This is a genomic window from Stenotrophomonas maltophilia group sp. Smal12, from assembly GCF_037079935.1.
Classification (GTDB): domain Bacteria; phylum Pseudomonadota; class Gammaproteobacteria; order Xanthomonadales; family Xanthomonadaceae; genus Stenotrophomonas; species Stenotrophomonas sepilia.
Window position 1 is genome coordinate 1 of the sequence record NZ_JBAWUK010000058.1, and the last position, 25974, is coordinate 25974.

Genomic DNA, 25974 nt, shown 5'->3' on the forward strand with positions numbered 1-25974 from the left:
CGCCCCCCCGACGCCGCAGCACAATAAAGACACCTTTAAGCACCCGAACCCCCCCCCCCAGGTGTCGTCGAGGTTTTTATTAGCGGTCGTAAGATGTTTGCGGGGGGCCCGGGGAGGGGGAGAGGGCGGGGGGCGGGGGACCCCCCCCCCCCCCCCCCCCCGCCGCCCCCGCGCCGGGCGCGCCCGGCGCGCCCCCCCCGCCCCCCCCCCCCCCCCCCCCCCCCCCCCCACCCCGGCCCTTCCAGCCCCCCCCCCGCGGCGGAGGGATGAGCAAAGGCAGGGTCAAAGGCCGGGGTCAGATCCCTTTGCTGCGCAAAGGGATCTGACCCCAACAAGCAAAAAAGGCAGCCATTGGCTGCCTTTTTTGCTTGTTGCTCTCGCCTTTGATTCCGCCCTTCCCGTCCGCGCCCGCAGGAAACTGTCGAGAGGGGGCGGATGGCCCTCTCCAAAACCGTTGGCGCCAGGGATGGCGCCATCGAGCACCATGGAAGGGCTTTGGCGTGTTTTGGAGAGGGCCATCCGCCCCCTCCCCCATGTATCAATCAAAGCGCTGACGGAGCGCTTGCTAAATCCCTTACTCCGCCAGCATCGCCGCCAGCTTCTCCCGCGCGGGGCCGGCCAGCTTCGGGTTGTCCAGCGCGAAGCGGATCGTCGCCTCCACCAGCCCCAGGTGCGTACCGCAGTCGAAGCGGGTGCCCTCGAAACGATAGGCATCGACTTCTTCGGTCTTCAGCAGCTCGGCAATCGCATCGGTCAGCTGGATCTCACCGCCGGCACCAGTCCGGGTCTGTTCCAGCAGCTCGAAGATCTTCGGGCTCAGCACGTAGCGGCCGACCACTGCCAGGTCACTCGGCGCGTCCTCCGGCTTCGGCTTCTCGACGATCTGCGAAATGCGGCCCTTGCGGCCATCGAACGCCTCAGTGGCGACGATGCCGTAGCTGGCGGTCTTTTCGTGCGGGACGTCTTCGACCGCGATCACGCTGGCACCGCTGGCTTCATTGAGGTCGGCCATCTGCTTCAGCGCACCGGCACCGCGGTTCCAGATCAGATCGTCGGGCAGCAGCACCGCGAACGGCTCGTCACCGATCACAGCCTTGGCACACAGTACTGCGTGCCCGAGGCCCAGCGCCTCGGCCTGGGTCACGAAGATCGCGCGCACGCCATTGGGCAGCACATGCCGGATCAGCTCCAGCTGCTCCTGCTTGCCGGCGCGCTCGAGCTTCTGCTCCAGTTCGTAGGCCTTGTCGAAATAATCGGCGACCGCGTGCTTGTAGCGGTTGGTGATGAACACCAGCGTGTCGCAGCCGGCTTCGATGGCTTCATCAACGGCGTACTGGATCAGCGGCCGATCAATGATCGGCAGCATCTCCTTCGGCACAGTCTTGGTTGCTGGCAAAAAACGCGTTCCCAGTCCTGCCACCGGGAAAACTGCCTTGCGAATTCGCTTGCTCATTGGTGCCTGTTTGCCTCACGTGCCGGAAAGGGCACGACTTTAGCGGATGAAATGTAAGCATCCTGTTCGATTGGCGAGAATTCCGGCATCGTCGCAAACAGGATTTCCTGGATGCTGGCAGTGTCGTAGCTGGCAATCGCCTCGCGCAGGCGCGGAACATTGCCCAGCACCAGGTCGCGCGAGAACGTACGCACGCCGGCCTCGAGAATCTTCGGGTGGGCGGTCGAACGGTAGTCTTCGTCCGAATAGAACAGGGTCTCGTGCAGCTTCTCGCCCGGGCGCAGGCCGGTGTAGATGATCTGGATGTCCTTGTACGGCTGCTTGCCGGTCAGGCGGATCATCTGCTCGGCCAGCACGCGGATCGGCACCGGCTCGCCCATGTCCAGGGTGTAGATCGCACCATGCGACGCCGACGCGGCCGCCTGCAGGATCAGCTGGCAGGCCTCGGGGATGGTCATGAAGTAACGGCTGACTTCCGGGTCGGTGACCGTGACCGGACCACCGCGCAGGATCTGCTCGCGGAACAGCGGCACCACGCTGCCGGCCGACGCCAGCACGTTGCCGAAGCGCACCGTGACGAAACGGGTGTGGGTGGACTTCTGGTCCAGGCTCTGGCAGATCATCTCGGCGTAGCGCTTGCTCGCACCCAGCGCATTGACCGGGTCGACCGCCTTGTCCGTGGAAATGAACACGAAATGCTCCACGCGGGCTTCCAGGCACGCGCGGGCGACGTTCTCGGTCGCCAGGATGTTGTTGCGCACCGCTTCGCGCAGCTGCCGCTCCAGCACGGGCACGTGCTTGTAGGCGGCGGCATGGAAGGCGGTATCGACCGGGTGCAGCGACAGCGCGTGGCGGATCACCGCCGGGTCACCGCAGTCGCCCAGCACCGCCTCGATCTCGACATCGGGGAAGCTGCGCCGCAGCTCGCCTTCGATGGTCAGCAGCAGCAGCTCGCTGATTTCCAGCAGGATGATGCGACCTGCACCGTGCCGCGCGCACTGGCGACACAGCTCCGAGCCGATCGAACCACCGGCGCCGGTAACCATCACAGTGCGCCCACCCAACCAGCCGCGGATCAGGTTCCAGTCCGGCATGATCGGCTTGCGGCCCAGCAGGTCTTCGATCGCCACTTCCTTCAGCTGGCCCGGCAGCGACTGGCCCTGCAGGATGTCGCTGAGCTTGGGCACGGTACGGAACGGCACACCGGTGCTTTCGCAGATCGCGACAACGCGCTGCATGCCTGCGGCGTCCAGTGATGGCATGGCAATGACCAGCAGCTTGGCAGCGGTCTCGCGGACCACCGTCGGGGCGTCATCCAGGGTGCCGAGGATCGGCAGGCCCTGCAGCTTGGCACCCCGCAGGTGCGGTGCATCGTCGAGCAGCCCGACCGGCTCGAAGTTGCCGGAACGACGCAGGTCGCGCACCAGTGTTTCCGCCGCCTGGCCAGCGCCGAGGATCAGCACGCGGCGGGCGCTGGAATCGGACTGCAGTGCCTGGTAATCCTTCCAGGCCCGGTACAGCAGGCGCGGTGCGCCCAGCAGGGCCGACAGCGCGAACGGGTAGATCACCAGCACCGACATCGGCACGCCGTCGAAGCGCTTCCACATCAGCACCAGGACGATGGCGACCATGCCGATGAAGCTGGCCTTGAAGATGTTCAGCAGGTCGCTGACGCTGGCGAACCGCCATAGCCCGCGATACAGGCCCACGCGCCAGAACACCAGGCCCTGCAGCAGCAGCACCAGGGTGGTATCGACGTTCCACAGGGGCAGCGCCGGAGCGTTGGGCAGGATCGAGTAACGCCCTGCATGGAGCAACTGCCAGCATGCCCAGACCATGAAGAGGTCGTGGCAGACGATGGCCGAACGCGGCATCAGGCCGAGGATTCTGTCCCGCCAGGGTGAAGCCATAAGTCAGGTATTTCCTTGTCGGTAGCGCATTCCATTGCGCAGGAGGAGCCAGAGGACGCTCAGCGCGGTGAACCACGCGATCGCCACGGCAGCCTCCCACCTCGGCTGCAAATTGGAGCAGACATTGAACACTGTAATACTGAACAGGCCCAAAGCAAAGTACATCCCTGTCACCTGGGGGTGACTGGCTCCTGCCTGCACCGCGCGCTGGTAGACGTGCTGGGTATGGGGTTCCATCCAGCGTTGTCCCGAAATGATGCGCGCCAGCAGTGTGAAGCCCGCGTCCACGAGGAACGGCGAAACCGGGACCAGCAGCAGGATCCAGTTGATATCGGTACGCACGCTGGCGAGCGCCAGCACCGCTGCGACCGCGTACCCCAACGCGCCGCTTCCGACATCGCCCATGAAGATCCGGGCCCGAGGGAAGTTGAACGGCAGGAATCCAAGGCAGGCCAGGCCCAGGGCCACGGCAGCCAGCGAGTACGGCCACGGCAGCACCGGCGCCAGCCCCAGCATCGCCACGACGGCCTGGCTGGCGGCAATGCCGTTGATGCCGTCCATGAAATTCCAGATGTTGATCAGTGAGGCGGTGAACAGCAGCACCAGCGCCGCCAACAGCCAGCTGCCGCCATTCACCTTCACCAGGCCGGCCAGCAGCGCCGCGGCGATGAAATGCACCAGCAGGCGACGCATCGCTGGCAGGGGCCTGTGGTCGTCCCACCAGCCGATGCCGGCCACCAGCACCAGCCCAAGGCTGGCCACCAGCACTGTCGGCGTGCTTTCGGGCCAGGCCCAGACGGCCACGGCTGCAGTCACCAGCAGGCTGATGACGATGGCAATGCCGCCACCGCGCGGGGTAGCGACACTATGGCTGCGGCGTTCGCCGGGCTGGTCCATCAACTGCTGGCGCAGCGCATAGCCACGTGCAGCCCAGGTCAGCACCGCACTCAGCAGGGCGAGCCCCAGCAGCGCGCCCATCACAAGCCAGGGCATGGATCAGAGCACCGCGTAGTTCAGCAGTGGCTTGACCGTTCCCCACTCCTTGCAGCTCGGGCACTGCCAGTGGTGGGTACGCGCACCGAAGCCGCAGCGGGTGCAGCGATAGGCCGGGTTACGCACCAGCAGCTGGTCAGTGATGTGCTTGAGGTCATGCAGGGTGGCGGTGGAATCGGCGCCCTCGGCGAGGGTGAGGTCGATCAGCGCGGACTCGCCACGCACCGACGGGCGATCCTTCAGCTGGCGGCCGAGGTAGGCACGCGCCGGGGCCACGCCTTCCTGCTCCTCCATCAGCCGGGTCAGCGCCAGCACCGGGGCAATGCCACGGTAATGCTCGGTCATCTCCGACAGGAACGCGCGCGCACCTGCCAGATCGCCCACCTTGCGATAGTTCTGCATCAACGCCGGCAGCAGTTCCGGCAGGTATTCGGGATCGTTGCGCGCGGCGCGCTCGAAGGCGCGCACGGCGGCCTCAGGATTGCCTGCGTCGGTTTCCAACCGGCCCTCGATGATGCCGGCGCGCACCGACATCGCGTCGGCCTGATAGGCGCGGGCGATCGCTGCCCTCGCCTCTTCCAGCTTGCCGGCGCCACGGAATCGCTCGGCCAGTTCGCACTCGAACTGCCCGATCAGCTTGCCCATCGGCTCGCCGGTGACATCCTCGAAACGGGTGGCGTTGTCGATCGCCTTTTCCCAGTCACGCTCGGCCTGGTAGATGCCGATCAGGTGCTTGAGCGCCTGCGGTGCGCGCTGATCCAGCTGGGCCAGCTCGGTGAACACGGTCTCGGCACGGTCCAGCAGGCCGGACTTCATGTAGTCCTCGCCCAGGGCCAGCAGGGCCTGCACGCGTTGTGCGTCACTCAGGTCATGGCGATTGACCAGGCCCTGGTGCAGGCGGATGGCGCGGTCGACCTCGCCACGACGGCGGAACAGATGGCCCAGCGCGACCTGGGTCTCGAAGGTTTCCTTGTCCAGCTCGGCGATGTGCAGGAACAGCTCGATGGCCTTGTCCGGCTGCTCGTTGAGCAGGTAGTTCAGGCCACGGAAATAGGTGCTCGACAGGCGGCTGACCTGGCTGTCACCGTGGCGTTGGCCACCACGCCGCCCGATCACCCAGCCGGCCAGTGCGGCCAGCGGTACGAACAGGAAGAACCAGAACCACTCGGTGACGAAATCCATCTTCGATCAACGTCCATCAAAAGATTGGGGGGAAGCAACCGGTGCCGGCGAAGCGGCAGCGGACTTGTTGGCGCGACGCAGCTGGCCGTAGAGCGGAATGACCACGCTCACCAGCACCAGGCCAGCACCGACGATGACGCCGATCAGCAATGCGGCAATGATTCCCACGCCGACCGAGGTCTTCAGTTGGGTGAAAACAAGGTTGATGGTCATCTCGTCCATGTTCATGGCACCGATGATCAACCCAAGAATGAGTACCGCCAGCAGGACCAGCAGACGAAAAACCTTCATGCGACAGCTCCAGTGGCAGGAGTCCGTAGCTTATCCGACTCGCGGCTGGATTCGCACGCGGTGGCGCGACGGCAGGCTCAGGCCGGATCGGCGTCCAGCGGCAGCACACTGCTGACCCGCTCGCGCAGTTCCTTGCCCGGCTTGAAATGGGGGACATGCTTGCCCGGCAGGGCAACCGATTCGCCGGTCTTCGGGTTGCGACCCAGGCGCGGCGGACGATAGTGCAGCGAGAAGCTGCCAAATCCACGGATTTCGATGCGATCCCCGGCGGACAGCGATCCGCCCATCATTTCCAGCAACGACTTCACCGCCAGATCGACATCATCGGCCTTCAGGTGCGCCTGGCGGCGCGCAAGGATTTCGATCAGTTCGGATTTGGTCATTACCGGCTCACATCAGGGGCATCTCAGCCTGAAACGGCCCGGGCAATGCCCGGGCCGTCCAGGAAACATCAAACAGCCTAAGGCCGATTACTCGGACTTGTTGCCGTTCAGCTGTGCACGCAGCAGCGCGCCCAGCTGGGTGGTGCCGCTGGAAGCCGAAGAGGACTGGTATTCCTCCAGCACTTCGCGCATTTCAGCGTCGTCCTTGGCCTTGATCGACAGCTGCAGGGTACGGCCCTTGCGGTCCATGCCCACGAACTTGGCTTCGACCTTGTCGCCGACCTTCAGGTGCTGGGTGGCGTCGTCAACGCGCTCGTTGGCGATGTCGCGGGCCGAGACGTAACCTTCGATGCCGTCAGCCAGCTCGATGATCGCGCCCTTGGCGTCGACTTCCTTCACCACGCCTTCGACCTTGGAACCCTTCGGATTGGCAGCCATGTACTGGCCGAACGGATCCTGCTCCAGCTGCTTCACGCCCAGGGAGATGCGCTCGCGCTCCGGATCGACGGCCAGGACGACGGCGTCCAGGGTATCGCCCTTCTTGAAGTTGCGAACGACGTCTTCGCCGGTGGTGTTCCAGCTGATGTCGGACAGGTGGACCAGGCCGTCGATGCCGCCGTCCAGGCCGATGAAGATGCCGAAGTCGGTGATCGACTTGATCTGGCCCGACACCTTGTCACCCTTCTTGTGGGTGGCAGCGAAGGTTTCCCACGGATTGGCGGCAACCTGCTTCATGCCCAGCGAGATGCGGCGACGCTCTTCATCGACGTCCAGCACCATCACTTCGACTTCATCACCCACCTGGACAACCTTGGACGGGTTGACGTTCTTGTTGGTCCAATCCATCTCGGAGACGTGCACCAGGCCTTCGACGCCCGGCTCGATCTCAACGAACGCGCCGTAATCGGTGACGTTGGAGACCTTGCCGAAGACGCGGCTGTTGGCCGGGTAACGACGGCCGATGTTGTCCCACGGATCCTCGCCCAGCTGCTTCAGGCCCAGCGAAACGCGGTTGCGCTCGCGGTCGAACTTCAGCACGCGGACGTCCAGCTCGTCGCCGACGTTCACGACTTCCGACGGGTGACGCACGCGCTTCCACGCCATGTCGGTGATGTGCAGCAGGCCGTCGATACCGCCCAGATCCACGAACGCGCCGTAATCGGTCAGGTTCTTGACGACACCCTTCAGGATCGCGCCTTCCTGCAGCTTGTCCATCAGCTGCTCGCGCTCTTCCGAGTGCTCGCTTTCGACGACAGCGCGGCGCGAGACCACGACGTTGTTACGCTTGCGGTCCAGCTTGATGAGCTTGAACTCGAGTTCCTTGCCTTCCAGGTAGGCCGGATCGCGCACCGGGCGCACATCGACCAGGGAACCCGGCAGGAAGGCGCGGACATCCTTGATGTCCACGGTGAAACCACCCTTGACCTTGCCGCTGATGCGGCCGGTGATGGTTTCGTTCTTCTCCAACGCTTCTTCCAGCTCGTCCCACACCATCGCGCGCTTGGCCTTCTCGCGCGACAGGACGGTTTCGCCGAAGCCGTTCTCGATCGAGTCGAGGGCGACCTTGACGATGTCGCCTTCGGCGACGTCGATTTCGCCAGCGTCGTTACGGAACTGTTCGATCGGCACGATGCCTTCGGACTTCAGGCCAGCGTTGATCACCACGACGTCGCCGCGGACTTCAACAACGGTACCGCTGACGATGGCGCCCGGCTTCAGCTTGGCCAGGTTGGCCTGGCTGGCTTCAAACAGTTCGGCAAATGATTCGGTCATTAGATTTACTCTGTTGGACACATGGGTCGGTGGCGTCCCCTTCAGGGGAATGGCGACCGCCCGCCTGTTGGTCGACCCCGGAAACGCAGGTCGTGTGTAGTAGGAAAACCGCCACGCATCATTGCGCGACGGGGCTGGTACAGCACTGCTATGCGCGACCACTGCCGATGCGGCTGGCAGTGCTCCCGCGCGAACGGATCAGGCAGCCGGAACCGGAAGCAGATCCATCACTCGGGCAACGACATCATCGATGCCGATGCCTGTGGTGTCGATGAGGACAGCATCGTCTGCCGGCTTCAGGGGCGCCACGGTACGCTGAGCATCACGGGCGTCGCGGGCCATGATCTCGCGCAGGAGGTCATCAAAGTTAACAGAAACCCCCTTGTCTTTCAACTGCTTATGCCGGCGCTCGGCGCGCTCCTCGGCACTGGCGGTCAGGAAGACCTTGTAGGGGGCGTCCGGAAAGATCACCGTGCCCATGTCGCGGCCGTCGGCGACCAGGCCTGGCAGTTCCCTGAATGCGCGCTGCCGCTCCTTCAAGGCGGCCCGGACCTCCGGGATGGCGGCAATGGCCGAGGCCAGCGCCCCGGTGGTCTCCAGGCGCAGCTCGTCGGTGGCATCGGTGCCGTTGACCATGACTCGCATGGCAGCGCCCTGCTCGACAAACTGAACGTGAGTGTCAAAGGTGCAGCGGACCAGCGCGGAGGCGTCGGAGGTGTCGATGTCGGCCCAGCTTGCGGCCACGCCCACCGCCCGGTACAGCGCGCCCGAATCCAGGTAATGCCAGCCCAGCCTGCGCGCGATGATGCGGCTGATGGTACCCTTGCCGGCCCCGGATGGGCCGTCGATGGTCAGGACGGGAGCGAGTGGATTCATGGGGGTCCCAGAGCGTGTGAAGAGGCCATTCTAGCCCCTGCCAGACGCCCCCAGCGGGATCTTTTGTGCAACCACTTGAAACCATGAGGAAAAGCCCGGTAGAATGGCGGGCTTGAACGAGCGTCAACTGCCGATTGTCTTTCGCATATCGCGGCCACGCTCCACCCGAACAACTACTGTTTACGCCGAGGTATGCCATGAAAGTCCTGTCCTCCCTGAAGTCGGCGAAGGCCCGTCACCGTGACTGCAAGGTCGTGCGTCGTCGTGGCAAGATCTTCGTCATCTGCAAGTCGAACCCGCGTTTCAAGGCGCGTCAGCGCTAAGCCTCACAGCCTTCCGGCTGCGGCTGGCCCTACGCGGGGCCGACCCGATGCAAGAAACCGCCTTCGGGCGGTTTTTTGTTTATGCGGCTTTTTCCTGCCGTTTTTGCTGTAATCGCCTTTCTTGACCACTGGGGAGTAGATCGAGATGAAGCGTTACCTGTCCGCCCTGACCGTAATGGCCACCCTGGCCGCCGCCACACCGGCACTGGCCGATACCCTGCTTGTCGACCGTGCCCGCGAGAAGCCGGCCGGTGCCCTGCCCGTGCGCGGCCAGAGCATGCAGCAGGTGCAGGCGCAGTTCGGCGCGCCCAGCGAACAACTGCAGCCGCGTGGCGGGCAGAAGCGGCAGTGGCCGACCATCAACCGCTGGGTGTACCCGCAGTTCACCGTCTACTTCGAGAAGCAGAAGGTGATCGACGTGGTGGCCAACCAGGCGGACCCGAACGAAATCGGCCCGAAACCACCGATCCGTTGATCCCTTTACCCGCCGTGGGCGGGCCTGTGTAGCGAGACCATGAACCAGACCCTTCGTTTTCCTGCCGAGTGGGAAGCCCAGAGCGGCGTCCTGATTGCCTGGCCCACCGCCGACACCGACTGGGCCGACCGCCTGGGCCAGGTGGAAGAGACCTACATCGCCCTGGTCGCGGCCATCACCCGCTTCCAGCCGGTGCTGATCTGCGTGGCCGACGACGATGTGGAGACCTATGCCGAAATGCGGCTGCGCTCCAACCGCATCGACATGGACAAGGTCCACTTCACCACGGCCGCCTACGACGATACCTGGCTGCGCGACTCCGGCCCGATCACCCTGCGCCGCGCCGACGGCGGTTTCCAGCTGCTGGACTTCCGCTTCACTGGCTGGGGCGGCAAGTTCGACGCCACTCTGGATGACCAGCTGGTGGGCGTGCTCGACCAGGCTGGCGTGTTCAACGACGCCCCTGTGCGCAGCATTCCGTTCGCGTTGGAAGGCGGTGGCATCGAAACCGACGGCGAAGGCACCCTGCTGACCACCTGGAAGTGCCTGCACGAACGCCACCCGGACCGCGACCGCGCCAGCCTGAGCGCCGACCTGGCCGACTGGCTGCAGCAGGACCGCGTGCTGTGGCTGGACCACGGCTACCTGGAAGGCGACGACACCGACGCCCACATCGACACCCTCGCCCGCTTCGCCTCCGCTGACAGCATCGTCTACCAGGCCTGCGACGACGAGAGCGATTCGCACTACGCCGAGCTGCAGGCGATGGGCAATGAGCTGGCCGCGCTGCGCACCAAGGACGGCCAGCCGTATCGCCTGTTCCCGCTGCCGTGGGCGCGGCCGGTGATCGACGAAGGCCGCCGTCTTGCTGCGTCGTACGCCAACTACCTGATCGTCAACGGCGCGGTGCTGATGCCGGCCTATGGCGACCCGGCCGACGACCTGGCCCGTGATGTGCTGGCCCAGGCGCATCCGGGTCGCGAGATCGTGCAGGTGCCTTGCCGCTCGCTGATCTGGCAGAACGGCAGCCTGCACTGCATCACCATGCAGCTGCCGGCCGGGTTGTTGAAGGTCTGAGAAAAGGGAGTGCCGGCCGCTGGCCGGCAACCAGGCAATGCCTGACGGATTGATGGGGATGCCGGCCAGCGGCCGGCACGACCATCACCCATTCAGCGCGCAACACGCCGTCGCCGCCCATCCGCGCTAACATGCAGGTTTTCCCCCGCAGGAACGCCCCGCATGAACTCGCGCAGCCCCCTTACCGTCGCCCTGATCCAGGAGCGCAACCACGGTGATGCCGCCGCCAACCTGGCGGTGATCGAAGCACGCGTGGCCGAGGCGGCTGCGCAGGGTGCCAAGCTGGTGCTGCTGCAGGAACTGCACAACGGCCCGTATTTCTGCCAGCACGAATCGGTGGACGAATTCGACCTGGCCGAATCCATTCCGGGCCCAAGCACCGAGCGCCTGGGCGCACTGGCGAAGAAGCATGGCGTGGTGCTGGTCGGCTCGCTGTTCGAGCGCCGCGCTGCCGGCCTGTACCACAACACCGCCGTGGTGTTTGAAAAGGACGGCAGCCTGCTCGGCAAGTACCGCAAGATGCACATCCCGGACGACCCGGGCTTCTACGAGAAGTTCTACTTCACCCCGGGCGACATCGGCTTCAAGCCGATCGACACTTCGGTGGGCCGCCTGGGCGTGCTGGTGTGCTGGGACCAGTGGTACCCGGAAGCGGCGCGCCTGATGGCGCTGGCCGGCGCCGAACTGCTGCTGTACCCGACCGCAATCGGCTGGGACCCGGACGACGTGCAGGACGAGAAGACCCGCCAGCGCGACGCCTGGGTGCTGAGCCACCGTGGCCACGCCGTGGCCAACGGCCTGCCGGTGCTGAGCTGCAACCGCGTCGGCCACGAGGCGTCGCCGCTGGGCGCGTCGGGCATCCAGTTCTGGGGCAACAGCCACGTGCTCGGCCCGCAGGGCGAGTTCCTGGCCGAGGCCGGCACCGAGGCCACCGTGCTGCTGTGCGACGTCGACCTGCAGCGCAGCGAGCATGTGCGCCGCATCTGGCCGTTCCTGCGCGATCGCCGCATCGATGCATACGGCGACCTGCTCAAGCGCTACATCGACTGAGCCGGAGCCCGCGCATGGCCGTCCTCATCCGTGATGCCGGCCCGGCCGACATCGACGCGATCACCGCCATCTACGCGGTGGAAGTGACCGATTTCGTCAACACCTACGAGTACGACATCCCGGACGCGACCGAGATGCTGCGCCGCATGCGCGACATCATCGATCGTGGCTTCCCCTACCTGGTCGCCGAGATCGACGGCCAGGTGGCTGGCTATGCCTATGCCAACACCTATCGCACCCGCATTGCCTACCAGTGGACCGTGGAGAACTCGGTCTACGTCGATGCCGCGTTCCAGGGCAAGGGTGTCGGCACCGGCCTGCTGCAGGCCTTGATCGACGCCTGCGTGGCACGTGGCTACCGGCAGATGGTGGCGGTGATCGGCGAACCGACCAACACCGCCTCGATCAAGCTGCACGAACGCTTCGGATTCGAGCTGGTGGGCGTGTTCCGTGGCCTCGGCCGCAAGCATGGCCGCTGGCTGGACACCGTACAGATGCAGCGCGCGCTCGGCGATGGCGCCGACACCGCACCCTCCAATGAATGAACCCATGACCGAAACCCTTCCCGAGACCGGCGACGACCTGTTCGCCGGCCAGCCGGTGCGCGTCGTCGAACGCGACGGCGTGCGCTACACCCTGCTGGGCACCGCCCACGTCTCCCGCGCCAGCGTCGAGGCCGTTGAAAAAGCCATCGACAGCGGCCGCTTCGATGCCGTTGCCGTCGAGCTGGACCCGCAGCGCCTGCAGGCGCTGAGCGACCCCGACACACTCGCCAAGCTCGACCTGGTCGAGGTGATCCGCAAGGGCCGCGTCGCCCTGTTCGCCGCCAACCTGGCTCTGTCCGCCTATCAGCGCCGCCTGGCCGAGCAACTCGACATCGAGCCCGGTGCCGAGCTGAAACGTGCGGTGGAACTCGCCCGCGAACGCAACCTGCCGGTGCACCTGATCGACCGCGAGGTCGGCCTGACCTTCCGCCGCGCGTCGCAACGGCTGGGCTTCTTCGGCAAGCTGAAGCTGGTTGCCGGCCTCGGCGCCGGCCTGTTCTCGTCCGAGGAAGTGGGCGAGAACGAGATCGAGAAGCTCAAACAGGGCGACATGCTGGAATCGAGCTTCGGTGAGTTCGCCAGCGAGAGCCCGGCGCTGTACGAAACCATCATCGGCGAGCGCGACCGCTACATGGCCACCCGCCTGCGCGAAGAACACGACCCGCACCAGCGCGAAGTGCTGGCAGTGGTCGGAGCCGGCCACCTGGCGGGTCTGGCACGCCACCTGGAAACCGACACCGAGGCACCGGCGCCGCTGCGCGCCGAGCTGGAGGCGGTGCCGAAGAAGCGCAACATCCCGTGGTTCACGCTGGGCATCCTGGCGATCGTGGCGACCGGCATCGGCGTAGGCTTCTACCGCGGCGGCCTGGGCGTAGGCACCGAGCTGCTGGCAACCTGGGCGATGTATACCGGCGGCCTGGCCGGCCTGGGCTGCCTTCTGGCCGGCGGTCACCCGCTGAGCATCCTCACCGCGATCGCGGTGGCCCCGTTCAAGCCGTTCCGCCTGAGCATCCCGACCGGCGCCTTCTCGGCACTGGTGGAAGCGCGTGTGCGCAAGCCAGCCTACGAGGACTTCCTGAAGCTGCGCGACGATGCGCAGAGCCTGAAGGGCTGGTACCGCAATCGCGTTACCCGCGTGGTGCTGACCTTCATGCTGACCAACATCGGCAGCATGCTCGGCCTGTGGCTGACCACGTTCAAGGTGTGGGGCAAGGTGGCGGGGTAAGCCTCAACCGGCCACAGAATCTGTAGCGCCCGAGCCCATGCCCGGGCGATGCCGCAACGCGGCGAACAGCAGCCGAGCATGGCTATGCCGGCCGTCCTGGCCGACACCCTCCGGGCCGTCGCAAGCGACGTTGGCAGCGGCTCCTGCCGCTGCCTTCGGCTCTACAGAGGCAAGCAGACGCGGCGAGCAAAAAAAGGGGGAGACCGCCCCACTACGACCGGCCTCCCCCACACCACAACACGTTGACGTGCGTTACAGCCGGGCAGCGCCCGGCTCTACCATTTCCACTCCACGCGCACGGCGGATCAGGCGCGTCACGGCATTACGCAGGTCATCGAGCACCGCGTAGATCGTCGGCAGGAACAGCAGGCTGACCACGGTCGAGAACGCCAGGCCGCCGGCAATCGCACGCGCCATCGGCGAGTACTCCGGGCCATTGCCGAACATCTGCGTGTCGGTCAGCGAGATCGGCACCATCGCCAGGATCGCCGTGCCCATGGTCATCATGATCGGGCGCAGGCGTTCGCGTGAGCCTTCCACCAGCGCCTGGGTACGGCCCATGCCGCTGCGCCGCAGGTTGTTGATGTGCTCGATCATCACGATGCCGTTGTTCACCACCACGCCCATCAGCACCAGGATGCCGATGAAGGACATGATCCCGAACGAGGTGCCGGTGATCCAGAACAGCCAGAACACGCCGAAGATCGAGAACAGCACGCCACTCATGATTGCCGCCGGGAACAGCAGCGACTCGAACACCGCCGCCATCACCACGTAGATCATCACCAGCGCGATCAGCAGGTTGAACACCATCTGCTGCATGGCTTCATCATCGTTGCCGTAGTCGCCGCCATCGAAGGTGAAGCCGTAGCCGGCCGGGAAGTTCATCGGCTTGAGCACGGCTTCGATCGCCTTGCGCCCGTCCGGCGCGGTGACCTTCCCGGCCAGGTTGGCCTTGATGGTCAATGTCGTCTGACGGTTGGTACGGCCGATCTGGGTGGCCGACGAACCAACGTCCACGGTGACCAGGCTCAGCAGCGGCACGCTGCGGCCATCGCCGGTACGCACGCTGAAACCGGCCAGGTCTTCCGGGCTGCTCTGCTCGGCGCCGGCAAAGCGCACCCACACCGGCACTTCATTGTCACCGCGGCGGAACTCGCGCATCGGTGCGCCGCGCAGCGCCAGGCCGACGAAGCTGGCCACCTGTTCGGCGTTGAAGCCGAACGCTGCGGCACGCTCACGGTCGACGCGCACCTTCAGCTCGCCGCCCTTCTCGCCATTGTCGATGCGCACGTCCCGCAGTTCGGCACGCTGCGCCAGCAACGGCACCACTTCCTGGCCGATCTCCTGCAGCATCGAGCTGGAATCGCCCACCAGCTGCACCTGCACGCCCTGGTTGCCGCCACCCCCACCATCGCCGCCCTGGTTGCCGACGAAATAGTCGGTGCGGGCGGACTTCGGCAGGCCCTTGCGCAACTCTTCCTGCAGCGCCTTGATGTCCTTGGCGTACTTCTCGTCCAGGGTGACCACCGTGGAGCTGCCTTCCTGCTCGCTGTACCAGGAGTACACCTGCTTGACGTGCAGGCGCTCGCGGTTCTGGTCGATCCAGCTCTCCACGCGCGCCACTTCCTCGGACATCTGCCGGTAGGTGTAGGCGCCCTTCCACATGTAGCCGATGAAGATGTCCTTGCCGCCCTCGCCACCGAACATGTCGACCTTGGTCAGCTTCATCGGCACCAGGCTGACCAGCACCACCAGCAGGATGCCGAGCAGGCTCCAACCGCGGTGATGCAGCGACCAGTCCAGCAACTGTGCATAGCGCCGCTGCAGGCGCGCGATCAGGCCGGTCTGCGAGTGCACCAGCTTGGGTGTGGCCATGCGTGCGGACAGCATCGGAATCAGGCTGACCGCGACCAGCCACGAGGCCAGCAGCGAGACCGAGATGGTGATCGCGATCTGCGCCATGAAGATGCTGATGTTGTTGGTCTCGCCGAACAGGTTCGGCACGAACACGATGCAGTGGCACAGCGTACCGGCGCTGAGCGCGATGGCCACGTTGCGGGTGCCGATGATCGAGGCCAGCCGTGGCTGCCCCGGCATGCGCTCGCGCTCCTGGTAGATGCTCTCCACCACCACCACGGCGTTGTCGACCAGCATGCCCACGGCCAGCAGCAGGCCCATCATGGTCAGGATGTTCAGCGTCACCCCGACGAAGTACATGAAGCCCAGGGTGATGGTGAAGCAGATCGGAATGGCCAGGGTCACCATCAGCGTCGACGGCCAATGGCGCAGGAAGAAGAACAGCACCGTCACCGACAGGATCAGGCCGACCGCACCGGCTTCGGCCAGCTCCAGCAGTGACGAGGTCACTGCCTTGCCCTGGTTGTCGATCACCTTGATCTGCACGTCGCGCATCGACGGCTGCGCGCGGATCGCCTCGACTTCGGCCAGCGCCGCACGCGAGACGTCCACCAGGTTGGCACTGCGCTCCTTGAAGATATCCAGGCCCACCGCCGGGTTGCCGTCCAGACGGCGCCCGTAGTTCATCCGCGCCGGCTTCAGGCGCACGTCGGCGATATCGCCCAGGCGCAGGCCCTTGGCGTTGATCACCAGGTCGCGCATTTCCTGCAGGTCGGTGATCTCGCCCACCGGCTGCACGCGCACGCGCTGGCCGTTGTCGTCGATCTGACCGGCCGAGATCGAGAAGTTCAGCTTGCGCAGGCGCTCGCTCAGCTCGTTGATGCTCAACCCATGCGCGTTGAGCCGGTTCGGATCGATGGCGATCTCCACCTCGTTCGGCGGTGCACCGGTGATATCGACGCGGGCCACACCCGGGATGCGCTCGATGCGCCGCTTGAACTCACGGTCGAGCATGTCATAGGCAGTGGTCAGGTCGGTGGTGCTGGCCAGGCGCACCTTCAGTACCGGCTGGTCACTGCTGGACCACTTGAAAACGTTGTAGCGCTGCAGGTCGTCGGGCAGGTCGCTGCGGATCGCATCGATACGCTCGCGCGCGTCGGACGCGGCAATGGCGATGTCGCGGTCCCAGTCGCTGAACTCGTTGTAGATCAGCGCCGCCTCGGAGGTGGCCGATGAGCGCATGCGTTTGATGCCGGTCATCGTCGCCAGCGACTCCTCGACCGGGCGGATGATGGTCCGCTCCACTTCCTCGGGCGTCGAACCGGTGTACGGGATCTGCACGAACAGGAACGGCGCGGAGATGTCCGGCAGCGCCTCCAACGGCAGCCGGAACGAAGCGATCAGGCCGATCACCACCAGCGACACGAAGCACATGATGGTAGTGACCGGGCGGCGGATGGAGAACTCGGCAACGCTCATGCCGGCTCCTCCACACCTGCCGTGCCGCCCTCGTCGCCATGCAGGCCTTCACCGGCATGCTTGCGGCCGCGCTCACGGTAGTAGGCGTCGCCGCGACGATCCATCAGGTCGTACACCACCGGGATCACCAGCAGCGTCAGCAGCGTCGACACCAGCAGGCCACCGATCACGGTGATCGCCATCGGTGCACGCACTTCGGCGCCCTCGCCCATCGCCACCGCCAGCGGCAGGAAGCCGAACAGCGTGCACAGCGTGGTCATGATGATCGGGCGCAGGCGCGAACGCGCACCTTCCACCAGCGCCTCATGCTTGGCCACGCCGGCTTCGCGCAGCTGGTTGACCTTGTCGATCAGGATGATCGCGTTCTTGGTGACCAGGCCGACCAGCAGGATCAGGCCGATGAACACCACCACCGAGATGGGCTTGCCGGTCAGCATCAGCGCCAGGATCGCGCCGACCAGCGCCAGCGGGATGGTGAACAGGATCACGAACGGGTGCAGCAGCGACTCGAACTGCGAGGCCATCACCAGGTAGACCAGGAAGATCGCCAGTCCAAAGGCGAAGATCAGCGACTTCGCCGCCTGCGCCAGCTCCTCGCCCTGGCCACCGATGTGCAGGCCAACGCCCGCGCCCAGCGGCTGCTCGGCCACCATCTGCTGCACTTCGCGCATGGCGGCGCCAAGGTCGATGTCGCGCAGGTTGGCCGATACCACCGCCACCCGGGTCTGGTCGGCACGATGGATCTCGCTGGGGCCGGTGGTGGCGACCACGTCGGCCACCGCGTCCAAGGTGACCGGGCGGGTGCTGCCCGGATTGACGATCAGACGGCGGATGCTCTCGACGCTGGCGCGGTCACCTTCCTGGGCACGCACCAGCACGTCGATCTTGCGATCTCGGAAGCTGTAGCGGGTGGCGACGTCGCCGCGCACCTTCTTCACCACCACGTCGGCGATCTGGCGGGTGGTCAGGCCCAGCGCACCCGCGCGTTCCTGGTCGAAGCGGATCTGGATTTCCGGGAAGCCCTCTTCCACCGTCGATTTCACGTCGGCGTAGTGCGCATTGCCGCGCAGCATCGCCGCCAGGCGTTGCCCGGCCACTTCCAGGGTGGCCATGTCCTGCCCGCGCAGTTCGATTTCCAACGGCGTGGAGAAGCTGAACAATGCCGGCCGCGCGAAGTCGACCTGGGCGCCCGGGTGCTGGCTCATGGTGCCGCGCAGGCGCTCGGTGATTGCTGCTTCGGTGCGCGCGTTGCCACCACCTTCCATCACCACAGTCAGCTTGCCGATGTTCTCACCGCTTTCGGTCGGACTGGCATCCAGCCGGGTGCCGCTGCCACTGACGCCATACAGCGAGGCCACGCCCTCCCCCTTGCCGTGCGCCAGCTGCAGCTCGCGCACCAGCGCATCGGTCTGCTTCAGCGGCGTGCCGGCCGGCAGCTTCACCGTCATTTCGAACCGGTCCTGCGCCAGCTGCGGAATCAGGTCCGCGCCAAGCATCGGTACCAGCGCCATGGTCGCCACGAAGATGATGGCTGCCACGCCCAGCACCTTGCCGGGATGCGCCAGCGCACTCGGCAGCAGGCGCAGGTAGCCTCGCTCGGCGCCTGCATAGGGCTTCATCGCCAGATCACTGGCCTTGCGCATCACCGGGCCGACCACTGCCACCACGCCACGCCACACGCGCACGACAAGCCAGGCCAGCGCATAGAAGCTCCAGCGCGCGCTGGCAACCACGCCACGGCGGCCCAGCGCGACCGGCTTCTGCCAGCGCTTCTGCGGCTGCCATGCTGCGTTCGGCGCCTCTTCCGGGAACGCCAGCGGTGGCCGCCCCTTCAGCGAGCTCAGCATCGGGATCAGGGTCATCGACACCAGCAGCGAGATCGCGATGGCGATCGCCACGGTCAGCGCCTGGTCGCGGAACAGCTGTCCGGCAATCCCGTCGACGAACACCAGCGGCAGGAACACGGCGATGGTGGTCAGGGTCGAGGCAACCACCGCCATGCTCACTTCACGGGTGCCGGCGATCGCCGCCTGCAGGATGCCCAGGCCACGCTCACGAGCCTTGGCGATGCTCTCCAGCACCACGATCGAGTCATCCACCACCAGGCCGGTGGCCAATGCCAGGCCACCCAGCGACATCACGTTCAGGCTCAGGCCGAGCTGCCCCATGAAGAAGAACGTGGCGATGATCGAGACCGGCAACGACAGGCTGATCACGAACGTGCTCCAGCCATCGCGCAGGAACAGGAAGATGATCAGGATCGCCAGCAGGCCACCGATCACCGCGTCCTTCTTGACGTCGGCGATGGCGTGCTCGATGAAGCGCGACTGGTCCTCGATGGTGGTCAGCTCGACATCGGACGGGAACGTGCCCTTGATCTGCTCCAGGCGCTTGCGCAGCGCTTCGGCGGTGGACACGGTGTTGGCGTCGCCTTCCTTGTAGATGGCCAGCTCGACCGATTCCTTGCCGCCCAGGCGGATGATCGCTTCACGCTCCTTGTAGCCCTGCCGCACCGTGGCCACGTCCTTCAGGCGTACCGGCACGCCATTGGCGACCACGCTGGAGCCACCAGCGGACGATGCGCTCTGTGCCGCCGACGCGGCGGCGATGGCTGCAGCCGAACCAGTCGACGCGGCGATGTTGAACATCTGCTGCAGCGCCGAATCCGCTGCGCTGCCGTTGGCGGCCTGGGCGGTGACCAGCAGGTTGCGGATTTCCTCGAGGTCAGCGAACTGGTTGACGGTACGCACCAGGAAGCGCTGGGAGCCCTCTTCCAGGCGGCCGCCGGAGATGTTGATGTTCTCGTCCTTGAGACGCTTGATGACGGTGTCGATCGGCAGGTTCAGCTGCGCCAGCTTCTGCTGGTCGATGTCGACCTGGATCTCGTCTTCCAGGCCACCGCCCACCTTCACTGCTGCCACGCCGGTGACCGGCTCCAGCTTCTTCTTCAGGTCTTCATCGGCATAGCGGCGCAGGCCGGTCAGCTCGCGGACCGCATCGGCATCGCTGGTCGGCGCGACCTTGTTGGACAGCACCAGGCGCATGATCGGCTCGGTGGACGGATTGAAGCGCAGCAGCACCGGGGCCTTGGCCTCCAGTGGCAGGTTCAGCGCTTCCATCTTGTCGCGCACCTCCAGGCTGGCCTGGTCCATGTTGGTGCCCCAGGCGAACTCCAGCACCACATCGCTCTGGCCGGTGCGCGAGACCGACTTCAGCTTGCGCAGGTTCTTGACCACGCCCACCGCTTCTTCAACCGGCTGGGTGATCAGGGTTTCGATTTCGGTCGGCGCCGCACCGGTGTATTCGGTGCGCACGGTCAGCGTCGGGTAGCTCAGGTCGGGCAGCAGGTTGACCTTGAGGTTGCCGAGCGCGATCAGGCCGAACAGCAGCAGGGTGACCGTGCACATGGCGATGGTCACGCGGCGGCGCGTGGCGAATTCCACCAGGCCGCCGCGCATGCCGGCGGCGGCGCCGTCGCTCGCCGGCGAGGCACCGTGGTCGTGGCCCGGGGCGGTCATTGCTTGCTCCCGGCCTTGTCTGCGGGCTTGGCCGCCGCCGCGACCGCCTTCGCCTTCGGATCGGCAATCACCTGCACCGTGGTGCCGTCGCGCAGGGCGACCTTGCCGGCAGTGACCACCTGATCACCGGCCGCCAGGCCATCACGGATCTCCACCCACGGGCCCTCGGCGTAACCCAGCTTGACCGGAACGCGTGCGACCTTGCCTTCGCGCACGCGGAACACCGCAGGTTCACCGTCATCGAGCAACGCCAGGCGCGGCACCACCAGCGCATCGGCACGCTGGTCGTAATCGATGCGGATGCGGCCGAACATGCCGGGCTGCAGCGCGTGGGCGGCGCCATCGAAGGCACTGACCACGCGAAACGTGCCGCTGCCCGAGTCCACCACCGGCGCGATGCGGTCAACGGTGCCGGTGAAGCTCTGGCCCGGAAGTGCGTCGGCCGCCAGCGTCACCGGCTGGCCGGCACGCAGGGTGGCCAGCTCACGTTCGGGTACGTTGAGGGTGGCCTCCAGCCGCGAGTTGTCGACGATGCGGAAGATCGGTGTATTGATCTGCACGAAGTTGCCGGTCTTGATCGAGCGTGAGGCGATCACACCCGAGATCGGTGCCACCACCGTGGTGTAGGACAGCTCCAGCGTGGCCAGGCGGTACTGCGCACGGACGTTCTCCAGGTCGTAGCGTAGCTGGTCGACATCGGCGGCGCTGACCATCTGCTGGCCGACCAGCTTCTGTGCGCGCTGGTAGTTGTTTTCCAGCTTGCGCATCTGCGCTTCGCTCTGCGCCACGGCCAGGCGTGCACGATCCGGGTCCAGCCGCACCAGCGGCTGGCCGGCGGTGACCCGCTGCCCTTCCTCGACCAGCACCGCCAGGGCTACGCCGGAGGTCTTGGCGACCACCTGCGACTCGGCGCGTGGCTCCAGTGCAGCGGTACCGGTGTAGCTGGCCGCGACGGCACGATGGCTGGCCACCGCCACTTCGACCGGGACGGCGTCGACCTTCTTCTCCTCCTTGGTCTCGGCAGCCTTGGCTTCGGAATTGGGCCCTGCGGCGCAACCGCCCAGCAGCAGGGAGGTGGAGATCAGCAGTGCGGCAGCGCAGATTCCGCTGCGACGGCCGGACAGGAAGGTTGGGTGCGACATCGTCGGGTCCCTGGAGGATGCGTGGACAGGTGTGGTAGCAAAGTAATGCACCACTTCACGGCAACACCATATCCCAAAGGTCATGGTGTCTTCACGCCGCTGGTCGGCCCGCCCCCATTTCAGCTAGATGAAACCTGAGGCTATACTCGGGGCGTTCCGTACCCCACGCCGGAACGACCAGACCCGAATCCCCGGAAACGACACCATGCGCCCGCAGCCGCTCGCCGCTTGTCTCGCTCTGGCCGTCCTCCTGCCCCTTGGGGCCGCCGCACAGCCCGCTCCCGCTCCTGCCACACCCGCCCCGGCGCCTGCCGCCGCGCCGGCGCCTGCCACGCCCACCGGCAACTTCGACAATGGCCGTGTCCTGGCCTACACCTGCCAGGGGTGCCACGGCATCACCGGCTACAAGAACGCCTACCCCAGCTACCGGGTGCCGAAGATCGGCGGCCAGACCCAGCAGTACCTGGCCCAGGCCCTGACCGAGTACCGCCAGGGCAAGCGCCGGCATCCGACGATGCAGGCACAGTCGATGAGTTTCAGCGAACAGGAGATCGCCGATCTCTCTGTTTACCTGTCCACCGTCAAGTAAGGCCCGCCCATGTCGAAAGCCGCGCATCCGATGCGTCACGCCATCGCCCTGTCCGTTGCCCTGCTGCTGGCGGCCTGTTCGCAGTCGCAGGTGGAAAACAGCGAGAAATCCGCCGCCGACCCGGGCCATGCCAGCGGCGAACACGGTTCTTCGTCCTCCGCTGGCCTGCCGGCAGGCCGCGAGGTCGCCGGTGAAGCCCGCGCCAAGGTGAAGGGCAAGGCCACCAACCAGAGCTGCATCGACTGCCATGGGGCCGACGGCAATGCGCCGATCGATCCGACCTATCCGAAACTGGGTGGCCAGTACGGCGACTATCTGGCGCATGCGCTGCAGGCCTACCGCGCCGGCGACCGCCAGCATGCGCTGATGACGCCGCAGGCGAAGGACCTGAGCGATCAGGACATCGCCGATCTGGCGGCGTATTTCGGCAGCCGGCCGAGCCAGTTGCGGGATCTGCACGGGGTCAAATGACCGCTCTGCGCGGATCATGACTGCTGCAATCTGATGCGTTCATGGGCGTTACTTTTCTTGATGACGCACATCCTTGTGCGTCACCCTGCGGGCCGGCTATGCCGTTCCGCTCTGCTCCTGCAGTGCGGTGCTCGCAAAGAAAAGTAACCAAAAGAAACGCTCCGCCGTCCGCGAGCCGATGCTACGCACCGGTACCCTGCGCTCCTCGGTCCACCGAGGGACGGCGCGGGAACTCGCTGCGCTCAGACACCCGCGCCTCTTCGCCCTCGCCGGACCTGCGGTGCTCGGCTCGCTTCAAGGCGGAATCAGATCAAAAACCACAGCCGCCCGCAGGGCGAGACGGCCGTGGTAGCCGCTCAGCCTTCCAGCTCTTCCCAGCGCGCGTACGCGGCATCCAGCTCGGCCTGCACCTTGGCCAGCTGCTGGGTGTGCGCGGTCACTTCGGCACTGCTGCGGGTGTAGAACGACGGATCGTTCATCGCCGAGGTCAGCCCTTCGACATCGCTTTCCAGCTTCTCGATGGTCTTCGGCAGCTGCTCCAGCTCGCGCGCTTCCTTGTAGGCCAGCTTGCGCTTGGGCGCAGCCGGGGTGGCAGCAGCCGGCGCGGCAGGTGCTGCGGCTGCCGGCTTGGCGGCGGGGGTCGCGGCAGGCGCTGCCACGCTGGCCGCATAACGCTGCCAGTCGCTGTAGCCACCGACGTACTCGCCGATCACGCCGTCGCCTTCCATCACCAGCGTGGAGGTCACCACGTTGTCGATGAAGTCACGGTCATGGCTGACCAGCAGCAGGGTGCCGGTGTACTCGCCCAGCAGCTCTTCCAGCAGCTCCAGGGTTTCCACGTCCAGGTCGTTGGTCGGTTCGTCCATCACCAGCAGGTTGGACGGCTGCGCGAACAGCTTGGCCAGCAGCAGGCGGTTGCGCTCGCCACCGGACAGGCGGGTGATCGGCGCACGCGCGCGTTCCGGGGTGAACATGAAGTCCTGCAGGTAGGCATGCACGTGCTTGCGCTTGCCGTTGAACTCGAGGAAATCGCGGCCTTCGGCCACGTTCTCGATCGCGCTCCAGTCTTCGCGCAGCACCGCACGGTACTGGTCGAAATAGGCGATCTGCAGGTTGGTGCCGGCGTTGACTTCGCCCTTGGCCGGCTGTAGCTCGCCCAGCAGCAGCTTCAGCAGCGTCGTCTTGCCGCTGCCGTTGGGGCCGATCAGGCCGATGCGGTCGCCGCGCATGATGGTGGTGGTGAAGTCGCGGACCATGGTGCGCTCACCGAAGGCGAACGAAATATCCTTGACGTCGATGACCTTCTTGCCAGAGCTGATGCCCTGTGCGGCTTCCATCTTGACGTTGCCGCTGAAATCACGGCGCTGCGAACGCTCCACGCGCATCGCCTTCAGGCGGCGCACGCGGCCCTCATCGCGGGTGCGGCGCGCCTTGATGCCTTGGCGGATCCAGACTTCTTCCTGCGCCAGCAGCTTGTCGAAGCGCGCGTTTTCCTGCGCCTGCGCGTTGAGGCGTTCCTCCCGGCGACGCTCGTAGTTGGCCCAGTCGCCCGGCCAGCTGGTGACCTGGCCACGGTCGATCTCGACGATGCGGGTGGCCAGTGCGCGCAGGAAGCGGCGGTCATGGGTAACGAACACCACGCTGCCGCTCCAACCCTTCAGGAACGCTTCGAGCCAGTCGATGGCTTCGATATCGAGGTGGTTGGTCGGTTCGTCCAGCAGCAGCACGTCGGGGCTGGACACCAGCGCACGGGCGAGCAGCACGCGGCGCTTCATGCCGCCGGACAAGCGGCCGAACTCGGCCTCGCCGTCCAGGTCGAGCTTGGTCAGGGTTTCGCTGACGCGCTGATCGAGGCCCCAGCCGTTGGCGGCGTCGATCTTGGCCTGCACGTTGCCCAGGGCTTCGCCATCAAATACTTCGGCGTGGCTGAGGTGATGGAATTCGGCCAGCCACTGGCCCAGTTCACCGAGGCCATCGGCGACGACGTCAAACACCGAGCCGGCGGCGCCATGTGGCACTTCCTGCTCCAGGCGGGTGACGCGCACGCCCTGCTGCACGCGGACTTCGCCGTCATCGGGCTTGTGGTCGCCGGACAGCAGCTTGAGCAAGGTGGATTTGCCGGCGCCGTTGCGGCCGATCAGGGCGATGCGTTCACCCGGCTCGATCGACAGTTCGGCCTTTTCCAGCAACAACGGGCCGCCGACGCTGAAGTCGACGTTCTGCAGAGTAATCAGAGGCATCCGGATATTGTACGGGTTGGGGGCGTCGGCCGGGTTGCACCCGGCACCCGCGGTAGTGCCGACCGCTGGCCGGCAGCCTCAACGGCAACGTCAAAAAGCTGGTTTCCTGTGGGACGGCGGGGCGCGGATCCCGTCGTGGAATTCGCGCTGTGCGGATGGATCCCGGCTACCCCACCTCCCCCAGCAACGCCTGCAACCCCGGCAGCCATTGCTTGCCGGGGTGGCGTACCAGCCACAGCGTGCGCTGCAGCGGAGGCAACGGGGTTTCGAGCACGCGCAGACGACCCAGCGCCAGCGGCTCTTCCAGCGCGTGACGCGAGAGGCAGGCCAGGCCGAGGCCGGCGATCGCGGCCTGCTTGATCGCTTCGGTATTGCCCAGCTGCAGCGTCTGGGCGAAGCCACGCAGGTGCGGCAGCAGGGCCTGTTCCACTGCTTCACGGGTGCCGGAGCCCGGTTCGCGCAGCAGCCAGCGGGCGCGGCGCAGTTCGTCCAGCGACCAGCGCGGGAGAACGTCGGCGGCGCCGACGATCACCAGCGGATCCTGCTGCCAGGCCGTGACCTGCAAACCGCGCTCATGGCACGGGCCTTCGATCAGGCCGGCGTCGACGTCCAGGCGCTGCACGGCGCCGACTACGCCAGCACTATTGTCGATGCGCAGGTCGACTTCGGCCTGCGGCGCCTGCCGCAGCAGTTCAGCGATGCGCTGCGGCAGCAGGTAGTTGCCGATGGTGGTACTGGCGGCCAGCACCAATCGCAGCGGCGCGCCCTGCGACGGGTCGCCGCCGGCGGCCAGCTGCCGCTCCAGATCGGCGGCGTTGACCAGTAGGGTGCGCGCCGGCTCCAGCAGCGCGCGGCCATGACCATTCAGGGCCAGGCGGCGGCCGATGCGGTCGAACAGTGGGGTGCCGAAGTGCGCCTCCAGCTCCTGCAGGGCGGCGCTGCTGGCCGACTGCGAGAGCGCGATGGCCTGGCCGGCGGCGGTGGTGCTGCCGTGGTCGGCGATGGCGACGAAAACCTGAAGCTGGCGCAGGGTCAGGCGCATAAAAGTTACCCATCTCATAGGTAGATTTCACCCATATTATTCGTTTTACAGGTCATCGTCTCAGGCGCACGCTTGCC

Annotated in this window: 20 protein-coding genes and 1 pseudogene; 8 read left to right on the forward strand and 13 right to left on the reverse strand. The window is 66.0% G+C overall.

The window, feature by feature from the left end; translation table 11 throughout:
• Window positions 1-574: 574 nt before the first annotated feature.
• From galU to cmk, 8 genes are all read right to left on the reverse strand, one after another.
• A complete protein-coding gene (galU, locus tag WDC87_RS18960) occupies window positions 575-1453 on the reverse strand; it encodes a UTP--glucose-1-phosphate uridylyltransferase GalU (RefSeq protein WP_072168277.1) in 879 nt (292 codons plus the stop codon).
• Window positions 1450-3363, reverse strand: coding sequence for a nucleoside-diphosphate sugar epimerase/dehydratase (locus WDC87_RS18965; protein WP_032954120.1), 1914 nt, complete (start codon window positions 3361-3363; stop codon window positions 1450-1452). Before WDC87_RS18965 ends, galU begins: the two co-directional genes overlap by 4 nt.
• A gap of 3 nt (window positions 3364-3366) precedes the next feature.
• The gene (locus WDC87_RS18970) at window positions 3367-4356 is read right to left on the reverse strand and encodes a glycosyltransferase family 4 protein (protein WP_188241274.1); all 990 of its coding nucleotides are present in this window, start codon (window positions 4354-4356) and stop codon (window positions 3367-3369) included.
• A 3-nt stretch (window positions 4357-4359) separates the two neighbouring features.
• Window positions 4360-5538 carry a lipopolysaccharide assembly protein LapB gene (lapB, locus tag WDC87_RS18975; protein WP_005416232.1) on the reverse strand — a complete coding sequence of 393 codons (1179 nt, stop codon included), beginning with the start codon at window positions 5536-5538 and terminating at the stop codon, window positions 4360-4362.
• 6 nt (window positions 5539-5544) lie between these two features.
• Window positions 5545-5829: a LapA family protein gene (locus WDC87_RS18980; RefSeq protein ID WP_301655238.1), complete on the reverse strand. Its 285-nt coding sequence runs from the start codon at window positions 5827-5829 to the stop codon at window positions 5545-5547.
• Window positions 5830-5906: 77 nt separating this feature from the next.
• Window positions 5907-6212 carry an integration host factor subunit beta gene (locus WDC87_RS18985; RefSeq protein ID WP_005409286.1) on the reverse strand — a complete coding sequence of 102 codons (306 nt, stop codon included), beginning with the start codon at window positions 6210-6212 and terminating at the stop codon, window positions 5907-5909.
• A gap of 87 nt (window positions 6213-6299) precedes the next feature.
• On the reverse strand, window positions 6300-7985 hold the full coding sequence (gene rpsA, locus WDC87_RS18990; RefSeq protein ID WP_005416230.1) for a 30S ribosomal protein S1: 1686 nt from the start codon (window positions 7983-7985) through the stop codon (window positions 6300-6302).
• Window positions 7986-8183: 198 nt separating this feature from the next.
• Window positions 8184-8861: a (d)CMP kinase gene (gene cmk / locus WDC87_RS18995; RefSeq protein ID WP_252744453.1), complete on the reverse strand. Its 678-nt coding sequence runs from the start codon at window positions 8859-8861 to the stop codon at window positions 8184-8186.
• Between the two features lie 197 nt (window positions 8862-9058).
• Here cmk and ykgO point away from each other — a divergent pair, with 197 nt between their 5' ends.
• The 6 genes from ykgO (at window position 9059) to WDC87_RS19025 (ending at window position 13556) form a co-directional block, all read left to right on the forward strand.
• On the forward strand, window positions 9059-9184 hold the full coding sequence (ykgO, locus tag WDC87_RS19000) for a type B 50S ribosomal protein L36 (protein ID WP_005409283.1): 126 nt from the start codon (window positions 9059-9061) through the stop codon (window positions 9182-9184).
• A gap of 175 nt (window positions 9185-9359) precedes the next feature.
• Window positions 9360-9659, forward strand: a complete 300-nt coding sequence (locus tag WDC87_RS19005) for a hypothetical protein (protein ID WP_227837998.1) — start codon at window positions 9360-9362, stop codon at window positions 9657-9659.
• 39 nt (window positions 9660-9698) lie between these two features.
• The gene (locus WDC87_RS19010; RefSeq protein WP_005416227.1) at window positions 9699-10736 is read left to right on the forward strand and encodes an agmatine deiminase family protein; all 1038 of its coding nucleotides are present in this window, start codon (window positions 9699-9701) and stop codon (window positions 10734-10736) included.
• 162 nt (window positions 10737-10898) lie between these two features.
• On the forward strand, window positions 10899-11786 hold the full coding sequence (locus WDC87_RS19015; protein WP_005416226.1) for a carbon-nitrogen hydrolase: 888 nt from the start codon (window positions 10899-10901) through the stop codon (window positions 11784-11786).
• A 14-nt stretch (window positions 11787-11800) separates the two neighbouring features.
• Window positions 11801-12331 carry a GNAT family N-acetyltransferase gene (locus WDC87_RS19020; RefSeq protein ID WP_005416225.1) on the forward strand — a complete coding sequence of 177 codons (531 nt, stop codon included), beginning with the start codon at window positions 11801-11803 and terminating at the stop codon, window positions 12329-12331.
• The gene (locus WDC87_RS19025) at window positions 12324-13556 is read left to right on the forward strand and encodes a TraB/GumN family protein (protein ID WP_049411467.1); all 1233 of its coding nucleotides are present in this window, start codon (window positions 12324-12326) and stop codon (window positions 13554-13556) included. Before WDC87_RS19020 ends, WDC87_RS19025 begins: the two co-directional genes overlap by 8 nt.
• A 252-nt stretch (window positions 13557-13808) precedes the next feature.
• On the opposite strand, the gene WDC87_RS19030 is transcribed toward WDC87_RS19025, so the two are convergent.
• The 3 genes and pseudogenes from WDC87_RS19030 to WDC87_RS19040 form a co-directional block, all read right to left on the reverse strand.
• The gene (locus tag WDC87_RS19030; protein WP_252744454.1) at window positions 13809-16895 is read right to left on the reverse strand and encodes an efflux RND transporter permease subunit; all 3087 of its coding nucleotides are present in this window, start codon (window positions 16893-16895) and stop codon (window positions 13809-13811) included.
• A pseudogene (locus WDC87_RS19035) lies at window positions 16892-20347 on the reverse strand (efflux RND transporter permease subunit); the annotation flags it as partial. The gene WDC87_RS19030 and the pseudogene WDC87_RS19035, both read right to left, overlap by 4 nt.
• Before the next feature lie 62 nt (window positions 20348-20409).
• A complete protein-coding gene (locus tag WDC87_RS19040; RefSeq protein WP_049411461.1) occupies window positions 20410-21555 on the reverse strand; it encodes an efflux RND transporter periplasmic adaptor subunit in 1146 nt (381 codons plus the stop codon).
• Between the two features lie 205 nt (window positions 21556-21760).
• Between WDC87_RS19040 and WDC87_RS19045 the strand changes: the two genes are divergently transcribed.
• Window positions 21761-22144 carry a c-type cytochrome gene (locus WDC87_RS19045; protein ID WP_061477913.1) on the forward strand — a complete coding sequence of 128 codons (384 nt, stop codon included), beginning with the start codon at window positions 21761-21763 and terminating at the stop codon, window positions 22142-22144.
• Between the two features lie 9 nt (window positions 22145-22153).
• Window positions 22154-22615, forward strand: coding sequence for a cytochrome c (locus WDC87_RS19050; RefSeq protein ID WP_252744455.1), 462 nt, complete (start codon window positions 22154-22156; stop codon window positions 22613-22615).
• A 356-nt stretch (window positions 22616-22971) separates the two neighbouring features.
• Here the strand turns inward: WDC87_RS19050 and WDC87_RS19055 are convergent, their stop codons facing one another.
• Entirely contained in the window at window positions 22972-24855 is a 1884-nt protein-coding gene (locus WDC87_RS19055) for an ATP-binding cassette domain-containing protein (RefSeq protein WP_252744456.1), read from the reverse strand.
• Window positions 24856-25021: 166 nt separating this feature from the next.
• On the reverse strand, window positions 25022-25897 hold the full coding sequence (locus WDC87_RS19060) for a LysR substrate-binding domain-containing protein (protein ID WP_072168282.1): 876 nt from the start codon (window positions 25895-25897) through the stop codon (window positions 25022-25024).
• Between the last annotated feature and the right edge of the window lie 77 nt (window positions 25898-25974).

What these genes read in the sequence shown, in the direction of transcription:
- WDC87_RS18965 (WP_032954120.1), bottom strand. Translation starts at nt 3,363, where the DNA reads ATGGCTTCACCCTGGCGGGACAGAATCCTCGGCCTGATGCCGCGTTCG.
- cmk (WP_252744453.1), bottom strand. Translation starts at nt 8,861, where the DNA reads ATGAATCCACTCGCTCCCGTCCTGACCATCGACGGCCCATCCGGGGCC.
- WDC87_RS19045 (WP_061477913.1), top strand. Translation starts at nt 21,761, where the DNA reads ATGCGCCCGCAGCCGCTCGCCGCTTGTCTCGCTCTGGCCGTCCTCCTG.
- WDC87_RS19010 (WP_005416227.1), top strand. Translation starts at nt 9,699, where the DNA reads ATGAACCAGACCCTTCGTTTTCCTGCCGAGTGGGAAGCCCAGAGCGGC.
- WDC87_RS19015 (WP_005416226.1), top strand. Translation starts at nt 10,899, where the DNA reads ATGAACTCGCGCAGCCCCCTTACCGTCGCCCTGATCCAGGAGCGCAAC.
- WDC87_RS18980 (WP_301655238.1), bottom strand. Translation starts at nt 5,829, where the DNA reads ATGAAGGTTTTTCGTCTGCTGGTCCTGCTGGCGGTACTCATTCTTGGG.
- WDC87_RS19060 (WP_072168282.1), bottom strand. Translation starts at nt 25,897, where the DNA reads ATGCGCCTGACCCTGCGCCAGCTTCAGGTTTTCGTCGCCATCGCCGAC.
- rpsA (WP_005416230.1), bottom strand. Translation starts at nt 7,985, where the DNA reads ATGACCGAATCATTTGCCGAACTGTTTGAAGCCAGCCAGGCCAACCTG.
- WDC87_RS19030 (WP_252744454.1), bottom strand. Translation starts at nt 16,895, where the DNA reads ATGAGCGTTGCCGAGTTCTCCATCCGCCGCCCGGTCACTACCATCATG.
- WDC87_RS19040 (WP_049411461.1), bottom strand. Translation starts at nt 21,555, where the DNA reads ATGTCGCACCCAACCTTCCTGTCCGGCCGTCGCAGCGGAATCTGCGCT.
- WDC87_RS19050 (WP_252744455.1), top strand. Translation starts at nt 22,154, where the DNA reads ATGTCGAAAGCCGCGCATCCGATGCGTCACGCCATCGCCCTGTCCGTT.
- galU (WP_072168277.1), bottom strand. Translation starts at nt 1,453, where the DNA reads ATGAGCAAGCGAATTCGCAAGGCAGTTTTCCCGGTGGCAGGACTGGGA.
- WDC87_RS18985 (WP_005409286.1), bottom strand. Translation starts at nt 6,212, where the DNA reads ATGACCAAATCCGAACTGATCGAAATCCTTGCGCGCCGCCAGGCGCAC.
- WDC87_RS19020 (WP_005416225.1), top strand. Translation starts at nt 11,801, where the DNA reads ATGGCCGTCCTCATCCGTGATGCCGGCCCGGCCGACATCGACGCGATC.
- WDC87_RS19055 (WP_252744456.1), bottom strand. Translation starts at nt 24,855, where the DNA reads ATGCCTCTGATTACTCTGCAGAACGTCGACTTCAGCGTCGGCGGCCCG.
- ykgO (WP_005409283.1), top strand. Translation starts at nt 9,059, where the DNA reads ATGAAAGTCCTGTCCTCCCTGAAGTCGGCGAAGGCCCGTCACCGTGAC.
- WDC87_RS18970 (WP_188241274.1), bottom strand. Translation starts at nt 4,356, where the DNA reads ATGCCCTGGCTTGTGATGGGCGCGCTGCTGGGGCTCGCCCTGCTGAGT.
- lapB (WP_005416232.1), bottom strand. Translation starts at nt 5,538, where the DNA reads ATGGATTTCGTCACCGAGTGGTTCTGGTTCTTCCTGTTCGTACCGCTG.
- WDC87_RS19005 (WP_227837998.1), top strand. Translation starts at nt 9,360, where the DNA reads ATGGCCACCCTGGCCGCCGCCACACCGGCACTGGCCGATACCCTGCTT.
- WDC87_RS19025 (WP_049411467.1), top strand. Translation starts at nt 12,324, where the DNA reads ATGAATGAACCCATGACCGAAACCCTTCCCGAGACCGGCGACGACCTG.